This window comes from Corynebacterium tuberculostearicum, from assembly GCF_016894265.1.
Lineage (GTDB): Bacteria > Actinomycetota > Actinomycetes > Mycobacteriales > Mycobacteriaceae > Corynebacterium > Corynebacterium tuberculostearicum_D.
In genome coordinates this window covers 2368350-2386682 of the sequence record NZ_CP069791.1, presented here as the reverse complement: position 1 = coordinate 2386682, position 18333 = coordinate 2368350, and the positions used below count along the sequence as shown (strand labels likewise).

General features: G+C 61.5%; 20 protein-coding genes. 11 read left to right on the top strand and 9 right to left on the bottom strand.

All coding sequences use genetic code 11. The annotated features are described in order from the left end of the window. The first annotated feature begins 229 nt into the window (after window positions 1-229). A complete protein-coding gene (locus I6J28_RS11385) occupies window positions 230-1093 on the top strand; it encodes a type IV toxin-antitoxin system AbiEi family antitoxin domain-containing protein (protein WP_204610013.1) in 864 nt (287 codons plus the stop codon). Here I6J28_RS11385 and I6J28_RS11380 read toward each other — a convergent pair. Continuing rightward, window positions 1090-1341, bottom strand: a complete 252-nt coding sequence (locus I6J28_RS11380) for a type II toxin-antitoxin system Phd/YefM family antitoxin (RefSeq protein ID WP_040424847.1) — start codon at window positions 1339-1341, stop codon at window positions 1090-1092. The genes I6J28_RS11385 and I6J28_RS11380 overlap by 4 nt on opposite strands. A 69-nt stretch (window positions 1342-1410) precedes the next feature. Between I6J28_RS11380 and I6J28_RS11375 the strand changes: the two genes are divergently transcribed. Next, the gene (locus I6J28_RS11375; RefSeq protein WP_204610012.1) at window positions 1411-1677 is read left to right on the top strand and encodes a type II toxin-antitoxin system RelE family toxin; all 267 of its coding nucleotides are present in this window, start codon (window positions 1411-1413) and stop codon (window positions 1675-1677) included. Here I6J28_RS11375 and rbsD read toward each other — a convergent pair. The 6 genes from rbsD to I6J28_RS11345 are packed head-to-tail and all read right to left on the bottom strand — an operon-like array spanning window position 1674 to window position 7341. Continuing rightward, on the bottom strand, window positions 1674-2048 hold the full coding sequence (rbsD, locus tag I6J28_RS11370; protein ID WP_204610011.1) for a D-ribose pyranase: 375 nt from the start codon (window positions 2046-2048) through the stop codon (window positions 1674-1676). The two genes, I6J28_RS11375 and rbsD, sit on opposite strands and share 4 nt — an antisense overlap. Then, complete coding sequence (locus tag I6J28_RS11365) at window positions 2041-2949, bottom strand: ribokinase (RefSeq protein WP_204610007.1); 909 nt, start codon at window positions 2947-2949, stop codon at window positions 2041-2043. Before I6J28_RS11365 ends, rbsD begins: the two co-directional genes overlap by 8 nt. Then, window positions 2946-3860 (bottom strand): substrate-binding domain-containing protein, encoded by a 915-nt coding sequence (locus I6J28_RS11360; RefSeq protein WP_204610005.1) that lies wholly within the window; start codon window positions 3858-3860, stop codon window positions 2946-2948. The genes I6J28_RS11365 and I6J28_RS11360 overlap by 4 nt, the downstream gene beginning before the upstream one ends. Window positions 3861-3872: 12 nt before the next feature. Then, window positions 3873-4814 (bottom strand): ABC transporter permease, encoded by a 942-nt coding sequence (locus I6J28_RS11355; protein ID WP_204610004.1) that lies wholly within the window; start codon window positions 4812-4814, stop codon window positions 3873-3875. Continuing rightward, window positions 4811-6355, bottom strand: a complete 1545-nt coding sequence (locus tag I6J28_RS11350; protein ID WP_204610003.1) for a sugar ABC transporter ATP-binding protein — start codon at window positions 6353-6355, stop codon at window positions 4811-4813. The genes I6J28_RS11355 and I6J28_RS11350 overlap by 4 nt, the downstream gene beginning before the upstream one ends. Beyond that, window positions 6352-7341 (bottom strand): LacI family DNA-binding transcriptional regulator, encoded by a 990-nt coding sequence (locus tag I6J28_RS11345; RefSeq protein WP_204610002.1) that lies wholly within the window; start codon window positions 7339-7341, stop codon window positions 6352-6354. Before I6J28_RS11345 ends, I6J28_RS11350 begins: the two co-directional genes overlap by 4 nt. A 129-nt stretch (window positions 7342-7470) precedes the next feature. On the opposite strand from I6J28_RS11345, the gene I6J28_RS11340 reads away from it, so the two are divergent. The 6 genes from I6J28_RS11340 (at window position 7471) to galK (ending at window position 13209) form a co-directional block, all read left to right on the top strand. Further along, window positions 7471-7914, top strand: coding sequence for a YdcF family protein (locus I6J28_RS11340; RefSeq protein WP_204610001.1), 444 nt, complete (start codon window positions 7471-7473; stop codon window positions 7912-7914). A 195-nt stretch (window positions 7915-8109) separates the two neighbouring features. Continuing rightward, window positions 8110-9009 (top strand): aldose epimerase, encoded by a 900-nt coding sequence (locus tag I6J28_RS11335; RefSeq protein ID WP_204610000.1) that lies wholly within the window; start codon window positions 8110-8112, stop codon window positions 9007-9009. 11 nt (window positions 9010-9020) lie between these two features. Then, a complete protein-coding gene (locus tag I6J28_RS11330; RefSeq protein WP_204609999.1) occupies window positions 9021-10670 on the top strand; it encodes a sodium:solute symporter family protein in 1650 nt (549 codons plus the stop codon). Between the two features lie 10 nt (window positions 10671-10680). Further along, window positions 10681-10923 carry a hypothetical protein gene (locus I6J28_RS11325; RefSeq protein ID WP_005322508.1) on the top strand — a complete coding sequence of 81 codons (243 nt, stop codon included), beginning with the start codon at window positions 10681-10683 and terminating at the stop codon, window positions 10921-10923. Further along, window positions 10923-12017 carry a galactose-1-phosphate uridylyltransferase gene (gene galT / locus I6J28_RS11320; protein WP_204609998.1) on the top strand — a complete coding sequence of 365 codons (1095 nt, stop codon included), beginning with the start codon at window positions 10923-10925 and terminating at the stop codon, window positions 12015-12017. The genes I6J28_RS11325 and galT overlap by 1 nt, the downstream gene beginning before the upstream one ends. Next, entirely contained in the window at window positions 12010-13209 is a 1200-nt protein-coding gene (galK, locus tag I6J28_RS11315; protein WP_204609996.1) for a galactokinase, read from the top strand. Before galT ends, galK begins: the two co-directional genes overlap by 8 nt. 157 nt (window positions 13210-13366) lie before the next feature. Here the strand turns inward: galK and I6J28_RS11310 are convergent, their stop codons facing one another. Next, window positions 13367-14410, bottom strand: a complete 1044-nt coding sequence (locus tag I6J28_RS11310; protein WP_204609994.1) for an RNase H family protein — start codon at window positions 14408-14410, stop codon at window positions 13367-13369. Window positions 14411-15031: 621 nt separating this feature from the next. Here I6J28_RS11310 and I6J28_RS11825 point away from each other — a divergent pair. From I6J28_RS11825 to I6J28_RS11295, 3 genes are all read left to right on the top strand, one after another. After that, window positions 15032-15565: an endonuclease domain-containing protein gene (locus I6J28_RS11825; RefSeq protein WP_239454608.1), complete on the top strand. Its 534-nt coding sequence runs from the start codon at window positions 15032-15034 to the stop codon at window positions 15563-15565. Window positions 15566-15752: 187 nt separating this feature from the next. Beyond that, window positions 15753-16916: an NRAMP family divalent metal transporter gene (locus tag I6J28_RS11300; protein WP_204611468.1), complete on the top strand. Its 1164-nt coding sequence runs from the start codon at window positions 15753-15755 to the stop codon at window positions 16914-16916. Further along, window positions 16916-17686 carry a putative hydro-lyase gene (locus tag I6J28_RS11295; RefSeq protein WP_204609991.1) on the top strand — a complete coding sequence of 257 codons (771 nt, stop codon included), beginning with the start codon at window positions 16916-16918 and terminating at the stop codon, window positions 17684-17686. Before I6J28_RS11300 ends, I6J28_RS11295 begins: the two co-directional genes overlap by 1 nt. Here I6J28_RS11295 and I6J28_RS11290 read toward each other — a convergent pair. Continuing rightward, window positions 17683-18303 carry a GntR family transcriptional regulator gene (locus tag I6J28_RS11290; protein ID WP_204609989.1) on the bottom strand — a complete coding sequence of 207 codons (621 nt, stop codon included), beginning with the start codon at window positions 18301-18303 and terminating at the stop codon, window positions 17683-17685. The two genes, I6J28_RS11295 and I6J28_RS11290, sit on opposite strands and share 4 nt — an antisense overlap. Window positions 18304-18333: the final 30 nt, after the last annotated feature.

Here is an 18333-nt window from a genome sequence, read left to right as displayed (position 1 = left end):
GCACGTTTTAGCCAAAACAACGTAGTTTTTCGGCAAAACGTGCTTGTTTTGTCTCCTAATCTTTAGCGAAGTTCTCGTCGCCCCTTGCCAACATGCAAAACAAGCACGATCGGGCAAAATTTGCGGAGGAAAAGGATAAAACGTGCTTGCTTTGCATCGTTGTAGCCTGCGGCGTGAGGAAGCGTGCTTTAAGCTTTCGGGCAGGGGAATAATGCTCAAAGGGGGAAGCATGGAAGAAGTACTGGTTTCAGGCCTAAGCAGGGGAGAGCTTAATACTCATGTAGCGAATGGAAAGATAATCCGAATCGGCCGCGGGATTTATACGTGGCGGGAACCGACTCCCATGGAGGTAGCTCGCATCCTGCACAAGCGGTGGCCTGGAATCATGCTTGCAGGAAGCTCTGCGGTGCAGCTGTACTCCAAGAAGGCGATGACCTTTCCTCTGAAATTTGCCTACAGGCATGTCGTGAGTGGTTCGCAGTGGTTTGAAGTCGAGCGAACTCGGCAGAAAACGAGTTTTACGTTTGAAGGTATCCCCGTGCAAAATCCCCTGCTAGCGGCGGCTGTGGTGGATGACGATCAAGCAGTAACGATGCTTGAAACGCGATATCAAAACAGGCGCGGTAAGCAAGCCTTAGAAAAAGACCTCGGATGTATCGCGCGGGTACCAGCTCGGGTTCGGGAATTAGTGAACAAATCTGCGGTAGGTGCCGATAGCGAAGCAGAAAGGAAAGTGGTCCGGGCGCTTCAGCGTCGTGGGAAGAAGGTTCAGGTAAACCACCAGATAGGTCCCTATCTATGGGACATCGTTGTAGGGAAGGTCGCCGTTGAAATCGATGGCTATGACTTCCATAAGGCGGAGGATTTGGGGACCTTCGTTAAAGACCGCTGGAAGGGAAATGATGCGGCGCTAAGAGGGTATACCGTTCTTCGCTATTCAGGCAGCTGCGTGAAGCATCACCTGGTAGATGTGGTTCAGCAAATTTCTGAGGCTCATGAGGGGCGAACGAATTTCAGCTCTCTTGCTCACGAATCCGTGTGGCGCTGGCATTGGCTTTTAGCCGGGTATGCAGCCGAGCCAATTTACGGCTAGCGCCCTTCGATTTCTTCCGTGACCTGTTCAAAAGAGAAGCGTTCGCCGGTATCGGCGGCGCGGGCTTGGCGGAGCGCTTCAGCATCTGCAGCGGCTTCGAGGCGGTCAAGGAAAGCTAGTTCCTGAGGCGAAATGATAACTGCGGCTTCCTTACCGTTGCGGGTGACAACGGTGCGGGTGCCTGCGTAGTGGGCTTGGTCAATGACCTGGCCTAAGCGGGTGCGGAGTTCGGAAAGTGGCAAAGACAATGAAAGCTCCTAATACATCAAAGTACTACTAGTACTAAGTTAGCAAAGAGTACAACTTTTTAAGAGGTCATGGACTACAACATCGCGTTTACGCGGCAGGCCAAGCGAGAGTTACAAAAAATCCATCAGGGAAACCGAAAGCAATATCAACGGATTAAGCGCGCGATCGGTGGACTGGCCCAAGACCCATATCCACCGGGATCTATCGCTTTGTCCGGCAGGAGTGGCCGAAGAATAAGGGTGGGAAATTACCGAGTGCTGTACTCCGTTGAGGAGCAAGAAGTGCTGGTGGAAGTGTTTACCGTAGGGGCACGCGGAAACGTCTATAAGCGCTAGAAGGGCACGCCGGAGCGCAGGATGACATTGGCAAACGGCGTGGTGGAACCGGTGCGCACGACAAAGGAGGCGCGGGCGACCTCGCGCTTGAGGTCGTCGTGGGAGACCTCGGTAAGCGGTACTGCGGGAAGCAGGGAGCGCACCTCAGGCGGGGTGGTATCGGCGATGGTGGCGGCTTCGACCACGACCTCATCGAGGAGGGCCGCCAGGGTATCGGCAAAGGTGGGGATGCCAAAGGTTAGCGTGAGGTCGATGACAGGCACTTCGCGGGGGATGGGCAGGCCGCAATCGGCGATAACGAAGGTATCGGTGTGGCCCAAGCGCGCGACAGCGCTGGTGAGCGCGGGATTGAGCAGGCCGGATTTACGCATCGGTGACCTCCGGCAGGGCGGATTCGGTGGTGGGGTAGGAAGGCTGTGCGCCGTTGCCGGTGGCGGCGAAGGCGCCGACGCGGGCGGCGAAGGTGGCGGCATCGACAAGCGAGGCACCGGTGAGCAGCTGGGCGCAGAAGGCACCCGCGAAGGCATCGCCGGCGCCGGTGGTATCCACGGCGGTCACGCGCGGGGTGGGGATATCCGTGCCGCCTTCCGGGGTAGCCACGTAGGCGCCGTGGGCGCCAAGGGTGAGAACGACGGAGCGGAAACCGGCCTCTACCAAGCGGTGGGCGAGCTCGCGCGGGGCGCCCTCTGCAGGTAGTCCGAGCTGGTCCAGGATGAGCCCTGCTTCGTGTTCATTGGCCAGCAAAGGATCGGCTTGCAGGAGCGAGTCGCGGTCGACCGCGACCACGGGCGCGAGGTTGACCACCACTCGGCCCTGGGCCGCCTCGACCGCGGCCTGGAAACCGGAGGCAGGGATTTCACCCTGGAGGAGGACCACGTCGGCATCGGCGATGGTGGAGGCGCGGGAGGAGACAAAGGGGGCGTCGACAAGAGCGTTGGCACCGGGGGAGATGACGATGGTGTTCTCGCCATCGGCCGAGACAGTAATGACGGCGAGGCCGGTATTGGTATCGGCCTGCTCCACGGCGCCCAGATCGATACCGGAGGTGCGCATATAGTGCATGGCAGGCTCGGCATAGGGATCGGAGCCGACCGCGCCCACAAAGGCCACAGTGGCGCCCAGCTGTGCGGCCGCGACGGCCTGGTTAGCGCCTTTGCCCCCGGCCAAGATGTCGCCGCCAGAGCCCAGTAGGGTTTCGCCGGGTTGCGGATGGCGCTCGGCGTGCACAATGAGATCGGCATTGATGGAACCGACGACGGTTAGCTTGCTCATTGGAAATCCTCCACATTGTCGCGGGTGACGGTGATGACCTCGACGGGGACGTTTTTCTCCGCCGCGCCACCGTGCAGGAGCGCTGCGGCTTGTTCGATGGCGCGGGCACCGAGCTCTGCGGGCTGCTGGGCGATGGTAGCTTCCAGCTTGCCATCTTTGACTGCCTTGAGGCCATCGAAGGTACCGTCAAAAGCCACCACCTTGACCTCAGAACCGGCGCGGTCACCTAAAGCTTCGACCGCGCCGAGCGCCATTTCATCGTTCTCCGCAAAGATGGCCTTAATATCAGGATTGGCCTGCAGCAAGTTGGTAGCGACGTTGAGGCCTTCCGTGCGATCGAAATTCGCCGATTGCTTGCCGACGACCCGAATGTCCCCATAATTCGCAATCTGCTCTGCAAAGCCCTTGCCGCGCTCGCGCGAGGCGGAGGTACCAGCGGTGCCCTGCAGGATGAGGATATCGCCCTTTTCCCCGATGGCTTCAGCGAGCTTATCCGCAGCCTGCGCGCCACCGGCGACGTTATCGGAGGCCACCATGGAATCCAGCTCTACGCCGTTGACGTCGCGGTCCACGCCGATGACGGGCACGCCGTCATTTTTGATGCCGCGCACGGCTGGGGCCACGGCATCGGAATCGGTGGGGTTGACCACGACGACCTTGGCGCCCATCGAGGTGGCATTGCCCAGCTGATTGACCTGCTGGGCGGGGTCATCGGAGGCGTCTTGGATGTCGAGCGGAACGCCGAGTTCCTTGGCCTTATCCTGCGCGCCGTGGCGCAGTTCGACGAAGAAGGGGTTGGTCTGCGTGGACAGCGCTAGCGTGATGCGGTTGCGGTCTTCTTCCGAGCGATTGCACGAGGCAAGGCCCAGCGCGAGGGCGGGTACGAGGAGGGTGGCGATGAGCTTTTTCATGGAGGGTGCTCCTTAGTTGGCCGTCTTATTGCGGATGACGTCGAAGCCGACGGCCAGCGCGATGACTAGGCCGATGACGATCTGCTGCCAGAAGGAGGAGACGTTGAGCAGGTTCAAGCCATTGCGGATGACCGCTAGCAAGATCGCGCCGACTAGAGTGCCAGTGGCCTTGCCCTGCCCGCCGGAGAGCGAGGCGCCACCGATGACGACGGCCGCAATAGCATCGAGCTCATAGCCGGTGCCGGCCTGCGGCTGTGCGGATTCGAGGCGGCCGGCCATAACCATGCCGGCCCAGGCGGCGAAGAAGCCGGAGAGTGCGAAGACGGCGATTTGGATGCGCTTGACCGGCAAGCCCGAGAGCCGGGCGGCCTCCAGGTTGCCGCCGATGGCGTACATAGAGCGGCCGAGTACCGTGCGCTCTAGGATGAACCAGCAGATGAGCCCGGCGATAACCATCATGATGATCGGCACTGGGAAACCTGCGATATCGCCGCCAAAGGCGTTGACGGACGGGGCGGTTTCAATCGGCGAGCCCTGGGAGATGACCAGGGTGAGCCCGCGGGCGATGGACATCATGGCCAGCGTTGCGATGAAAGAGGGGATCTTGCCCCACGCGGTGGCCATGCCGCAGATGGCGCCGGCCAGCGCACCTACGATCAGGCCGAGAAGCAGGGTGAGCCAGCCAGGCAGTCCCGCGGTGGAGAACATATAGGCAGAGACCATGGCGCCGAGCGCGGCGACCGAGCCCACCGAGAGGTCGATACCAGCGGTGACGATGACAAAGGTCATGCCGAAGGCCAAGATGGCCACCGTAGCGGCCTGGATGCCGATATTGAGCAGGTTCGCCACGGTAAGGAAGTATGGCGTAGCGATAAACAGCGCGATGCACAGGGCAATGAGGCCGACGAGCGCGCCATTATTCATGGCCCAGTTAATTACTCGATTCTTGGTCATGCTTCATCCTTGTGGTTAGTGCCGGCAGGCGCGGCAGCAGAGGTAGAGGTAGAGGAGGTCACATTGGATACGGCAAAGGCCATGACCTCGTCTTGAGTGGAGTCCTTGGGGAGCTCGCCGGCGAGTTGGCCGCCGGACATGACGAGGATGCGGTCGGACATACCGAGCACCTCGGGCAGATCGGAGGATGCCATGAGAACGGCGCCGCCGGCCGCGGTGACCTCATTGATGATGTTGTAAATCTCTACCTTGGCGCCGACGTCGACGCCGCGGGTCGGCTCATCGAGGAGGAGGACTTTGGAACCGGCCAGTACCCAGCGGCCAAAGACCGCCTTTTGTTGGTTGCCGCCGGATAGGTTCCGGATGGGCTGGGAGAGATCGGCCATGCGAATGCGCAGCTTTTCCGCTACGTCACCGGCGCGGCGGCGTTGACCGCTGCGGTCGGCCAGCCCCACCTTAGCGGTGGGGTAGAGGGTGGCGAATCCGAGGTTATCGCCCACGGAGGCATCGAGAACTAGCGCTTGGGACTTACGGTCTTCGGGGATATGGCCCACGCCGGCGCGGATGGCGGCACGAATATCGCCGCCGCGCAGCTGCGTGCCGCCGACGCGGATGGTGCCGGAATCGTACGGGTCAGCGCCCGCGATGGCGCGAATGATTTCGGTGCGGCCGGCTCCCACGAGCCCGGCAAGGCCGACGACTTCGCCGGCATGGACGGTGAAGGTGACGTCGTGAAAGGCGCCGTCGGCAGTCAGCTCGGAGACTTCCAGCAGGGCCTCGCCGCGCTCGGGAGGAACCTCGCGCGGGTATTGGTTTTCAATCTCGCGGCCGACAATGAGGCGCACCAGCTCGTCTTCGTCCGTATTGGCTGGGACCTCGGCGATGAAAGAGCCATCGCGCAGCACGCTGATGGTTTCTGCAATGCGCGCCAGCTCCTCCAAGTGGTGGCTAATAAAGACCATGGCCACGCCCTTAGCCTTGAGTTCTTCGAGCACGGCAAAGAGTGCATCAACCTCCTTGCCGGTGAGCGCGGCAGTGGGCTCATCCAGGATGAGGATGCGCGCGTTCATGGACAGCGCCTTGGCGATTTCTACGAGCTGCTGCTTGGCCACACCCAGCTCACGCACCGGCATGTCCAGATCCACGTCCAAGCCGATAAGGTGCAGTGCCGCTTGGGCTTGTGCCTTGAGGTGTTTGCGATTGACCAACCCAAAGCGGCGTGGGGTGCGCCCAAGCATGATGTTCTCGGCCACGGACATGGTGGGCACAAGGTTGAGCTCTTGGTGAATGGTGGCGATGCCCAGTGCCTCAGAGGCCTTGGTATCTGGGATTTTTACCTCTGTGTCATCTATCAGGATGCGGCCGGAATCTGGTTCGTGCACGCCGGCAATCATCTTGATGAGGGTGGATTTTCCCGCGCCGTTCTCACCCAGCAAGGCCTGCACTTGGCCGCGGCGGACGGTGAGGTCTACCCCCTTAATGACCTCTACCGGGCCAAAGGATTTGGTGACATTATCCAGGCGCAAAACGCAGTCACTCATGGCGTGGCTCCATCGAGTTGGTGTGCGGTGGACATGCGTGGGATATAGCGGGTTTCTAGCACCTCGCCTTCCGGTTGGTGCTTTTCATTGATGGCCGCGATGAGCTTGGCCGTGGCGGTCTCGCCCATTCTGGCAACATCCTGGTCCACCACTGAGATAGGGGAGGGTTGGAAGCGCAGGTAGATGAAGTCATCGAAGCCGACGAGCGCGATTTCTTCTCCGATGAGCTTGCCCGCATTATGGCAGGCCTCCAGCGCGCCGGCCGTCATCATGGAATCGCCGGCAATGAGCGCGGTGACGCCTTCTTGTAGGAGTGCGAGGGCTCCTTTATAGCCCTCGCGGTGGCGGTAGCTGCCGTGGTGGATGTGGGTAGGCATGCCCCGGGTGGCGGCCTCGAATGCTTGGAGGCGCTGGCGGCCGGTGGAGGTTTCCTGCGGCCCGGAAAGGTAGCCGATGTGCGTGTGCCCTTTTTCTTTAAGCTGTTCCACGGCTTGTTTCATGCCCGGGTGGGGGTCTGATAGCACTGCTGGAATCTGGCCCAGGGTGCGGTCAATGAGCACGAGTGGACGGTAAGCGCGCGCCTGCTCCAGCGCTTCTTCGGCGCCTTCGAGAGGTACCGCGATAATGCCGTCTACCTGGCGTTCCATCAGGGCATCGAGGGCCTTGACTAGCCGCTGCGGATCCTCGCCACAACTGGTAATCATCGTGGCGAGTCCCTGCTTATCGGCGGCTTCTTCGATGGCTGCGGCCATTGCGGCGAAGTAGGCATTATCTAGGCTGGGGATGACCAAGCCGATGGCGTTAGATCGGGAACTGCGCAATGCTCGGGCTTGGGCATTGGGCCTATAGTTGAGCTTGATGGCCGTGTCCTTTACGCGTTGGCGCGTGGACTCCGAGATGGCTGGGTTGCCCGAGAGCGAACGGGACGCGGTGGAAATGGATACTCCAGCAGCAGCGGCCACGTCCTTGAGAGTGGTTCCGGCCATGCTGTCCTCCTTGGTTAGGCGTATGAGCCGACGTCCGGCCCTCCTGGGTGCAATCGATTGCACATTTGAGTTAAAGGTACGGCTATTTCCATCTTCATGTCAAGAGCCGGCAAGTCTATGCTGGTATCCATGTCTGACCCGCTCCTTGTTTTGGGCTCCCGCGTAACCCATGGCTATCCCGGCGCCATGCTGCGCTCGCGCCTTGATAAGGCGTTGGCGCTTTATAGCGGTCAGCGCATCATTGTCTCCGGCCGTGGTGAGGCGGGGCCTATGGCTACATACCTCATCGAACGTGGCGTGCCGGCCGAGCGGGTGGTGGTGGAACTGGAAGCCACGAGCACTAATGAAAATCTAGAGAATGCCCACCGCTTGGCCCCGGATGCCGTATTACACGTGGTGACCAATGATTTTCATATCCTGCGCACCGCGTTGTGGGCCTGGCACCTCGGCATTGCCGTGCACCTGCATTCCGCGCGCACCCCGTGGCGGTTGATGCCGCGCAACTACCTGCGCGAAGTCTTGGCCACGCCACACTCCGCGGCGCGAATAGTGTGGCGGCGGATGCAGGGGTAGTGTTCCTGCCCGGTGTGGCGGCCTGTTTCCCACGTGCGCTTCCAGCCCCGAAAGAGGTTAACTGGAGGTTAACTCAAGGGCGGTGAGCTGCTGAAACCGTGGGTTTGAGCCAGCAGTTATGCAAACGATTGACCGGCGCTTCGCCGTACTCCTAGGCTAAATCCAAAGAAAGTTATAGCCAGAAAGGTCTTTGTTATGACCAGTGGAGGAGCAGCTGGCCCTGACGCTGACTACCCCAGCGTCGCACTTGCCCATGGCGATTATGCGGCCGAGATTGGCCTATTCGGCGGTGCACTCAACGCGCTGACCTATCGCGGCGCGCCCTTGGTAGAAAGCTACGAGGGTAAGCCGCCGCTGATGGCCGGAGTGGTGCTGGCACCGTGGCCGAATCGCACCGAGGATGGCTGGTTCGAATGGCAGGGGACCGGACACCAGTTGGAGATCAACGAGCCTGAGCGCAATAACGCCATCCATGGATTCGCGGTGGATTGGTGGCGCGTCACGGAACGCTCGGACAACCGGGTGGCTCTTGCCTTTGATATTGAGCCGCGCCAGGGCTGGCCGTGGGCGATTCAACTAGAGGCCACCTATGCCCTCGATGAGCAGGGATTGCACCACCAGCTCACCGCCCGCACCGCGGAACCCGGCGAGGTTCCCTTCGCCTATGGGCTGCACCTCTACCTCTGCCCACAAGGGGCAGGGGCGGAGGAAGCGGTGCTCAGTGTGGACGTCGGCAAGCGCTACCTGCTCGGCGCCCGCAACCTGCCTACGGGAAAGACGGAGCAGGTGCGCATTGTTAATCAGCCCATCGCCGAGGTGGACTGGGACGATTGCTTCCACGGCGAAGGCCCACTGACGGCCGTGTATTCGGCCGGTGGAAAGGGGGTGCGCCTGGAGATGGGCGAAGGCCTGAACTGGGTGCAGATGTTTACCCCGGCCGATTTCCCGCGGGCAGGTGGCCCCGGCAAGGCATTGGCCGTGGAGCCCATGAGCGCGCCGCCGAATGCGCTGCGCAGCGGGGAAGACCTCGTGCGCCTGAGCGCTCAGAACCCGCAGAGATTCACGCTGCGCCTTGCAGCAGAGAACAATAACTAGAAAGGTCAGCCATGGAGACTGCTGAATCCGTATTGAGGCTCGATGCCTCCTGGGTGGACTACTTTTTGGTAGCCATCTACTTCCTCTTCGTGCTAGGCATCGGCTGGGCCGCCAAGGCCCGAGTGTCTAGCTCCATCGACTTCTTCCTCTCCGGCCGCGGATTGCCCGCCTGGGTGACCGGACTGGCTTTCGTCTCGGCCAACCTGGGCGCGGTGGAAATCATCGGTATGTCCGCCAATGGCGTGGAGTATGGCTTCCAAACCATGCACTACTTCTGGATCGGCGCCATCCCGGCAATGGTCTTTTTGGGCATTGTGATGATGCCGTTCTACTACGGCTCCAAGGTGCGCTCGGTGCCGGAGTTCATGCGCAAGCGTTTTGGCAATGCCGCGCACCTGGTCAATGCGATTTCCTTCGCTGTGGCCCAGCTGCTTATTGCCGGCGTGAACCTGTACTTGCTGGCCACCATCGTGGAGGCCCTGCTGGGCTGGCAGATGTGGGTATCGCTCCTCGTCGCCGGCCTCATCGTGCTGTCCTATATCACCCTGGGTGGCCTTTCGGCTGCCATTTATAACGAGGTCCTCCAGTTCTTCGTCATCATCGCCGCCCTCGCCCCGCTGACCATCATTGGTTTGAACCGCGTTGGCGGTTGGAATGGGCTGAAGGACGCGGTGGCCCAGGATTCGCACTTCCACACGTGGCCGGGCACGGACATCTCCGGTTTTGAGAACCCAGTGTGGTCCGTCATCGGCATCGTGCTGGGCCTCGGCTTCGTGCTTTCCTTTGGTTACTGGACCACCAACTTCGTCGAGGTGCAGCGCGCCATGGCCTCCGATTCCATCTCGGCCGCCCGCAAGACCCCGATCATCGGCGCCTTCCCCAAGATGTTCGTGCCCTTCCTCGTGGTCATCCCGGGCATGGTTGCCTCCGTCTCCGTGGCCGATTTGATGGAGGAGCGCGCGGAGCCCAACGACGCCATCTTGCTGCTCATGCGCGACCTTCTGCCCAATGGCCTGCTGGGCGTGGCGATCGCCGGCCTGCTCGCTTCCTTCATGGCCGGCATGGCCGCGAATATCTCCGCCTTTAATACCGTCATTTCCTATGACATCTGGCAGACCTACGTGGTCAAGGACCGCGAGGATGACTACTACCTGAAGTTCGGCCGCATCGCCACGATTATCGCCACCGCTATTGCCATTTTCACCGCGCTGCTCGCGCAAAACTTTGGCAATATCATGGACTACCTGCAGACCCTGTTTGGCTTCTTCAATGCGCCGCTGTTTGCCACCTTCATTCTGGGCATGTTCTGGAAGCGCATGACCCCGCACGCCGGTTGGTCCGGACTCGTAGCCGGTACCGGTTCCGCCATTGCCTTCTGGTACGTCGCATCCTTCACGGACATGATCAACCTGCCCGGCCAAGGCACCGCTTTCGTCGCGGCCGGTGTGGCCTTCGTGGTGGATATCCTGGTATCCATTGTGGTCACCCTGTTCACCCAGCCCAAGCCGGATAGCGAGCTGGTTGGCTTCGTCTCTTCCGTGACCCCCAAGGACCACTTTGAGGACTACACCGAAAAGTCCTTGCCGTGGTACCAGCAGACCGTCCCGCTGGGCATCATTTGCCTGGTGATGGCCGTAGCCCTCAACGTCATCTTCGCCTAAGGAGCCCAACATGTCTGAGAAAAAGCGCGCGGGTGCATTCGACCTGCGCAATGTCATCGCCGCACTCCTCGGCCTCTACGGCCTGATTTTGCTCGGCTGCTATTTCTTCCTTGACCCAGGCATCAACCCGGATACCGGGCAGGCAAAGAACGCCAGCGATAACCTATGGGCAAGCCTTGCTTTGCTGGCCGTGGCCGCCGCCTTTGTGCTGTGGGCGCGCCTGAAGCCCATCACCATCCCAGGAGAAAACTAATGGTTGAGATTACCTCTGCCACGCTTGCCGACGGCCGCGAGATCCTCTACTTCGACGACCAGCCCCACCCCGACCGCGTGCTTGTCGACGCCCGCGACATCCCCACCGTCGCCCCCGCTTCCGAAATGCGCCGGGATCCCCTAACAGGGGATTGGGTAGCCTTTGCTGCCCACCGCATGAACCGCACCTTCTTGCCACCGGCCAACGAGAACCCGCTGGCACCCACGCGCGAAGGCCAGCTACCCACGGAGATCCCCAGCCCCAGCTATGACGTAGTGGTCTTTGAAAACCGCTTCCCGTCCTTTGCCACCGCCGCGGACATCGAGCACCCAGAGGATGACAACCTGCTCGGCGTGGTGCCGCGCCTTCCGGCCCGCGCCCGCTGCGAGGTGGTGTGCTTTACCGAGGACCCAGCCCTGTCCTTCAAGGACCTGCCGGAATCGCGCATCCGCACCGTCATCGAGGCCTGGGCTCACCGCACCGCCGCGCTATCCCAGATCGACGGCGTGCAGCAGGTATTCCCCTTTGAAAACCGAGGCGAGGAAATCGGCGTGACCCTCCAACACCCGCACGGCCAGATCTACTCCTATCCCTTCCTCTCGCCGCGCCTGCGCTCCATCGTGGATTCCGCCCGCGCCTATGATGGCGACCTCTTCCAGGATCTCCTCGATCGCGAGCGCGCCGCCGGCACCCGCATCATCGCCGAGACCGAGCACTTCACCGTCTTCGTTCCCGCCGCCGCCAAATGGCCGCTGGAAGCCATGGTCCTGCCCAACGAGGAAGTACCCGATTTCGCTGCGCTTACCGACGCCCAACGCGCCGACCTCGCGCCCCTGCTCAAGAAGCTGTACTCCGCCGTGGACCGCTTCTTCGATGGCGTGGACAAGACCCCGTATATCGCCGGCTGGACCCAAGCGCCGGTGGACGAGGCACTGCGCCCCGGCATCCGCATGCACCTGCAGCTCTTTTCGCTCATGCGCTCGCCCGGCCGCATGAAGTACCTCGCCGGTTCCGAGTCCTCGCAGGCCGTGTGGATCAATGACACCACCCCGGAGCGCATCGCCGCCCGCTTTAAGGAGATCTGGGATGCTTAACTGGATTGACACCCGCAGCGATGCGGAGCTTGTCGCCGCAGCCCGCGACCTCTTCGCCGCTGCCTTCTCGGACGCGTCCGAGCCCGCCGGCGTGTGGGCTGCTCCCGGCCGCGTCAACCTCATCGGCGAGCACATCGATTACGCCGGCGGCGCCTCCATCCCCTTTGCGCTGGAACAAAACACCGCCGTCGCCGTCGCACCCCGCACCGATGGCCTTCTCCGGATAGCCTCCGAATACGACGGCAGCGTTGCCCAGGCCAGCCTCCCTCTCTCCGATGTCCGCCCCGGCCACCCTTCCAACTGGTCCGGCTACGTTGCCGGCACCGTCTGGGCCGCCACTGCCGCGGACGTTCTGACTTGCACCGGCCTCGATATTGCCATCGTCTCCGATGTCCCCGTCGGCTCTGGCCTGTCCAGCTCCGCCGCTCTCGAGTGCTCCGTGGCCGTGGCCGCTTACGAACTCTGCCACGGCCACACCCCCGATGACGCCGCCCGCGCGCAGCTGGCCCAGGCGTGCATCCGCGCCGAAAACGAGGTGGTTGGCGCCTCTACCGGCGGCTTGGACCAAAATGCCAGCCTCTTTGGCCAGCGCGGCAAGGCGCTATTCCTGGATTTTTCCGCCGGCGCCGTCGAGCGCGTGCCGTTCAATATCGAAGCCCAGGACATGGTGCTGCTCATCGCGGACACCAATGCGCCGCACACGCTTTCCGACGGCCAATATGCCTCCCGCCGCGGCGTCATCGACGCCGTCCAGGCTGCCGCCGGCCGCTCCATCCGCGAAATCCCAGATGCCGTCGCCTTCGCCGCGACCGTCAACCCCCAGGAGGCTGACCTATACCACCGCCGCGTGCGCCACGTGGTGGAAGAGACTGACCGCACCTTAGCCGCCGCCACCGCGCTTACCTCTTCCGACCCGGCAGAGTTCCGCCGCCTCATGCGCGAAAGCCACCTTTCCCTGCGCGACCTGTACGAAGTCACCACTCCGGAACTCGACTCCGCTTTCACCGCGGCCGGCGAACTCGGCGCCCGCATGACTGGCGGCGGCTTCGGCGGTGCAGTCATCGCGCTCATCCCGCGCTCCGACGTCGAGTCCACTGCCCAGGCCATTAACGACGCCGCAGCATCACGCGGCTTCCCAGAACCCACCTTCTTGGTGGCCCGCCCGGGAGACGGCGCCCGCCGCCTAGCTTAAGCTCCGCAGGCCGGCTGGCTCAGATGTGACCCCCAGCGCGCCAATTGTCGTTAGGTCCATACTGATCAGGTTGATCTGAAGGCTGGGCCGCCTCAGATCTGCCCTAACTCCCTCAATTCGGCCTGATCAGATCAGCCCTAAGCCTTTAGCGTTTGGTTCACAACGCCGAGAGAGCTTTCTGAATCCCCTCGCGCAGCGTCTCGCGAGACTGCTTCATCGGATGCGCAATCGCGCGCAACCCCATGTACGCAATCTGGTCGGCCGCCCGATTCAGCGGATCGCCCGCATGCCCGAGCACACGGCGAATGTCGACCTCGCATTGGCCTTGGATATCGCCCCAAGCTTGCTGGAATCGCGACCGCGCACCTGAAGACACCCCTCGCCACGTGCGCCCCGGCCGTGATGCTTTAGAGCCGCGCTTATGCACAATCTGCTCGACCGCCTCCAAAGCGGCTACGGAATCGGACTCAATGACCGCCTTGCGCGCACCCACCTTGAGCAGGTATTTCAGCGCGAGCGTCAGTGCTTCGAGTTCGAGCTCATCGGTGCTCGCCTTGGTTTCTCGAGTTCGCAATCGGTAGTCGCCGTTTCCCGCAACGAAGCACATCGACCCCTTGAATACGGTATCCGAGGAAGCATCGGTGGCTATGCGCACCACGTCGCCCTCGGCCCACGAGGAGGCGCGCGAGAAGTTCGGCCACCAGTGTGCTTTCGGCGTCTCTACCTGTGTCGCTTGCATCTTTTTCGGCGCCTCACCCATCTTGCGGGCCTTCCGGGCGGTCAGGCCGGCTTGTTTTCTGCGCACAGAGCTCGCGCTTTTCGACGCCCTATTTTCTCCCGCAAAGCTTCCCGTCACCGTGAAACCGTCAGCCGTGAGTGCCGCTCGCAACGCATTCTGCCTGCGACCAGTGACAATCCACACTCGTCCGTCGAGTCCCTTGAGCGCGCGTTTGACCTCGCGCACGGCGATATCGACGATATCGCCCTTCTTCGTTTGGCCGCGGCGCACAAAACGCGTCTGCTTGGTATTGACCGCGATGACCCAGCCTTCGATGGTGCCGTTGGGGGCGGAATCCCAACGCTCGTCCCAGAGCGCGACCGCAACATGGATTGGTGCCGAGACCATATCCGAGGTGATCTTGCGGGTGCCGTAGGTGCGCGATTGCGTACCGGTTAGTTCTGAGAGCTCGATGGGTTCCATTATCTCTAGTAAAGCACGGTTAACCGCGCTGCTGAATTATCCCCCACACCGCCGCTGTGAACTACTTCTCCTTAGGTCGAATGTGATCGAGCCGATCTGAGCACAACCCGCCCTCAAATCAGCCTCAACGCCCTCAAATCGGCCCGATCACCTTGGACCTAAAGTTCCGCCCCTCACTCAAGGTCCTCGGAAATTCACCTTCCTGAGCCTCATGAAGCGCGCCCCGCCCCGCCAGCCGAGAAGATGAAACCATGATTACAGATCACTTCATCAACCTTCGTTACGCCGGAGCCGAAAGTCCGCACCATTTAGCCCTCCAGCGCGGTGAGCTCACCCAGATAGCGCCCTGGATCGCCGTTCCCACAGCCACCTGGAGGCAATGGGTGCGCCATAAAACAACAATTCGCCAAAGTAGTCGCTGCCGGGTGGAGCATCCACCGCGCCGTCCTCATCGGTAAATCGGCCGCGCGGTTGTGGGGAATGTGGGTAATTTCTACGGCAGGGGAGGAGGTGGAGTTAGCGGTGCCTTCGGGAAGCGTGCCCCCACGCAGGCTCACCCCGAAAGGCTACCGGTACCGCCGAGTAAAGTCCCTTCAAGAATCCATGGTGTCGATAGCGGGTGTGCGCGCCACGAATCCTGCCCGCACCTGCCTTGAAATCGCTCGGCTACACGGCTTCCCAGATGGCCTGGTAGCTACCGATTCTGCCCTCGGCCAACACGACGTCACCACATACGACCTGCGCGAAGAGCTTGCAAAGATGCAGCGCACGAAGGGACAAGCAGCCATGCGTAAGGTTATCGAGCACGCGTATGGCGGATCGGAATCGCCCTATGAGTCCTATCTGCGAGCCCTCATTATTGAGCGTTTCCCGCAGGTGAAAATTGAGCCGCAGAAACCGCTGCTCGGGAAATATCGGGCAGATCTCTGTCTCGATGGCTGGCTGGTACTCGAGGTCGATGGCGATGCCAAGTATGACGGCACCTATGGCGAGGCACCCGCCCACGTGGTCAAGCAGCAGATAAAGAGGCAGCGAGCGCTAGAAAACCGCGGATACGTGGTGCTGCGCTTTGGCCCCAGCGATATGAAAGCGCCGGACGAGGCTTTGCGGATAATCGCCAGCCACCTGGGAAAACGAACGAGAAAAGTAGCCTAGATCACCCCCGAGTCACCCCACAACGCATAAAAGTTGTTGAACAAAAGGCATAGCAACCTTTAAGATGATGCGCATCACAAACTAATGCGACCTGCATCACGAAAGGTGAAATATAGTGAGTGCTGAGACATCACACGCCACTCCGGCGCAGGCGGGGGACAAGACCCCGCCCAAAGGCCTCGGCGCCATGGCCGGTGCCATGTTCCTTATGGCCACCTCCGCCATCGGTCCGGGATTTTTGACCCAGACCTCGGTCTTTACCGTGCAGATGGGGGCATCCTTCGCGTTTGCGATTATGCTGTCCATCCTCGTGGACATCGCTATCCAGCTCAATGTGTGGCGCGTTCTCTGCGTGACCGGTATGCGGGCCAATACCTTGGGCAATACCGTGCTCCCTGGCCTGGGCTGGGTGCTTGCCGTATTCGTGTTCATCGGTGGCGCGGTTTTTAATATCGGCAATATTGCCGGTTCTGGCCTAGGCATTAACGCGATGCTGGGCATCGATTCGCGCATCGGCGGCGTCATTGCCGCGGCCATCGCGATCTTTATCTTCCTCTCCAAGAAGGCAGGCATGGCGCTTGACCGCCTCGTCGCGGTCTTGGGCGCGGTCATGATCCTGCTGATGCTCTACGTTGCTGTGGTCAGCCAGCCACCGGTGGGCGAGGCGCTCAAGAATGCCGTCGCGCCGGGCGAAATCGATTTCTTCGTCATCACCACCATCATCGGTGGCACCGTGGGTGGTTATATCACCTTTGCCGGCGCGCACCGCCTCATCGATTCCGGCCACACCGGCGTGGAAAACGTCAAGAACATTACCTATACCTCGGTAAGCGGCATTGTGGTCACTGGCATCATGCGCATGCTCCTCTTCTTGGCGGTCCTCGGTGTGGTGGCCACCGGCGTGGCGCTTTCGGACGACAACACCGCGGCCGATGCCTTCTACAATGCCGCCGGCGAGTTTGGCCTGCGTGCCTTCGGCGTGGTCCTCTTCGCGGCCGGTTTGTCCTCGGTTATCGGTGCCGCCTATACCTCGGTATCCTTCGTGACCTCCCAGGACACCTCGACGCGCACCCGCAATATCCTCACCATCGTCTTCATTGCGGTGTGCACGGTAGTCTTCGTGGCCATCAACTCCGCGCCACAGAAGTTGCTCATCTTCGCCGGTGCCATCAATGGCCTGATCCTGCCCATCGGTTTCGCCCTCGTGATGTGGGTGGCCTGGCGCCGCCGCGACCTCCTGCAGGGATACAAGTATCCCAAGTGGTTGCTGATTATCGGCACCCTGGCGTGGGGACTCACCATCATCATCGGCTTCAAGGCTTTCTCCGGCATCACCGAGCTGTGGGCATAATGCAGACCCCGGAGCAGGTGCGCGAGTATGCGCGCAGGCATGACATGGCCACCACCGCCGGGCACGCCCGCGGTTTCATGCAGGCTAACCTGCTGGCCGTGCCGCAGGAATACGCGTTTGATTTCTTGCTCTTTGCCCAGCGCAATCCCAAACCGTGCCCGATTGTGGGCGTGCTGGAAGCTGGTCAGTATACCTCCGGGCTGCTGCCGGGTGGGGACATCCGCACCGATATTCCGGCCTACCGCGTCTTTGAAAACGGCGAGTATACAGCCACGCTTGCCGACGCCACCTCGTACTACACCCCAGACATGGTCAGCTTCCTTATCGGTTGCTCTTTTACCTTCGAGACTGCGCTGCAGGATAACGGCATTGAGGTCGCGCACATCGCCCAGCAGCGCAACGTGCCGATGTTTAAGACCTCGATTCCCACCACTCCGGCCGGTGTCTTTTCTGGTCCCATGGTGGTCTCCATGCGCCCGATTCCGGCCGCGCAGGTCTCCGATGCCGTGCGGATTACCTCCCGTTACCCATCGGTTCACGGCGCCCCGGTCCACGTGGGTGACCCGGCGGCCATTGGCATTGAGGATCTGTCCCGCCCCGACTTTGGCGATCCGGGCGAAGTGCCAGAGGGCTGCCTGCCGGTCTTTTGGGCCTGTGGTGTGACCCCGCAGGCCATCGTGATGGAATCTAAGCCGCGCTTAGCTATTACGCACGCGCCGGGCCAGATGCTCGTGACCAACGCCCGGGATCAAGATTTCCTCATTCCTTAATCGTCCAGCACGGCGAGGATCTTCTCGCAGGTATTCATGAGGCTGTCATGCGCAAGCGTGGCGGCTTCGCGGCGTTTTCCATCCGCGATGAGCGTGGCCAAGGTGATATTTCCTTGAATGTGGTCCGCATGCAGCTGCGGGTAGCGCGGGATGGCCAGCAGGAAAGTGAGCCGCATGCGGGCGAGAAGATTATCCATCTGCTCATTGAGCGTAGGCGAGCCCAGCGCGGCGACCAGCGTGCGGTGGAAGCGCTGGTTGATGGCGGAGACTTCCTGGTGCTCGCCGCGTGCCGCGTAGTCGAAGGCGGAGGAAGTGAGGGTGACGAGCGAGGGGGCGTCGGCAAAAGCGCCCCACCGCACCGCCGCCGGTTCGATGGCCGCGCGGGCGGCAAAGAGGTCACGGATATAGTCAGTATCCGGCGTCGCGAGGAAGACGCCGCGATTGGGGATGCGCTCGACAATGCGCTCCGCGGCAAGCCTAGTGAAAGACTCGCGGAGGGTATTGCGCGAGCAGTGAAAGCGCTCGGCCGCCTTGACCTCGCTGAGCTGCTCGCCCGGCTGAAACTCGCCGGCAGAGATGGCCTCGCGCAGCTCGGAGGCGACAGACTGGGAAAGCATGACCACAACTGTACTAAAAAGTTATGCACC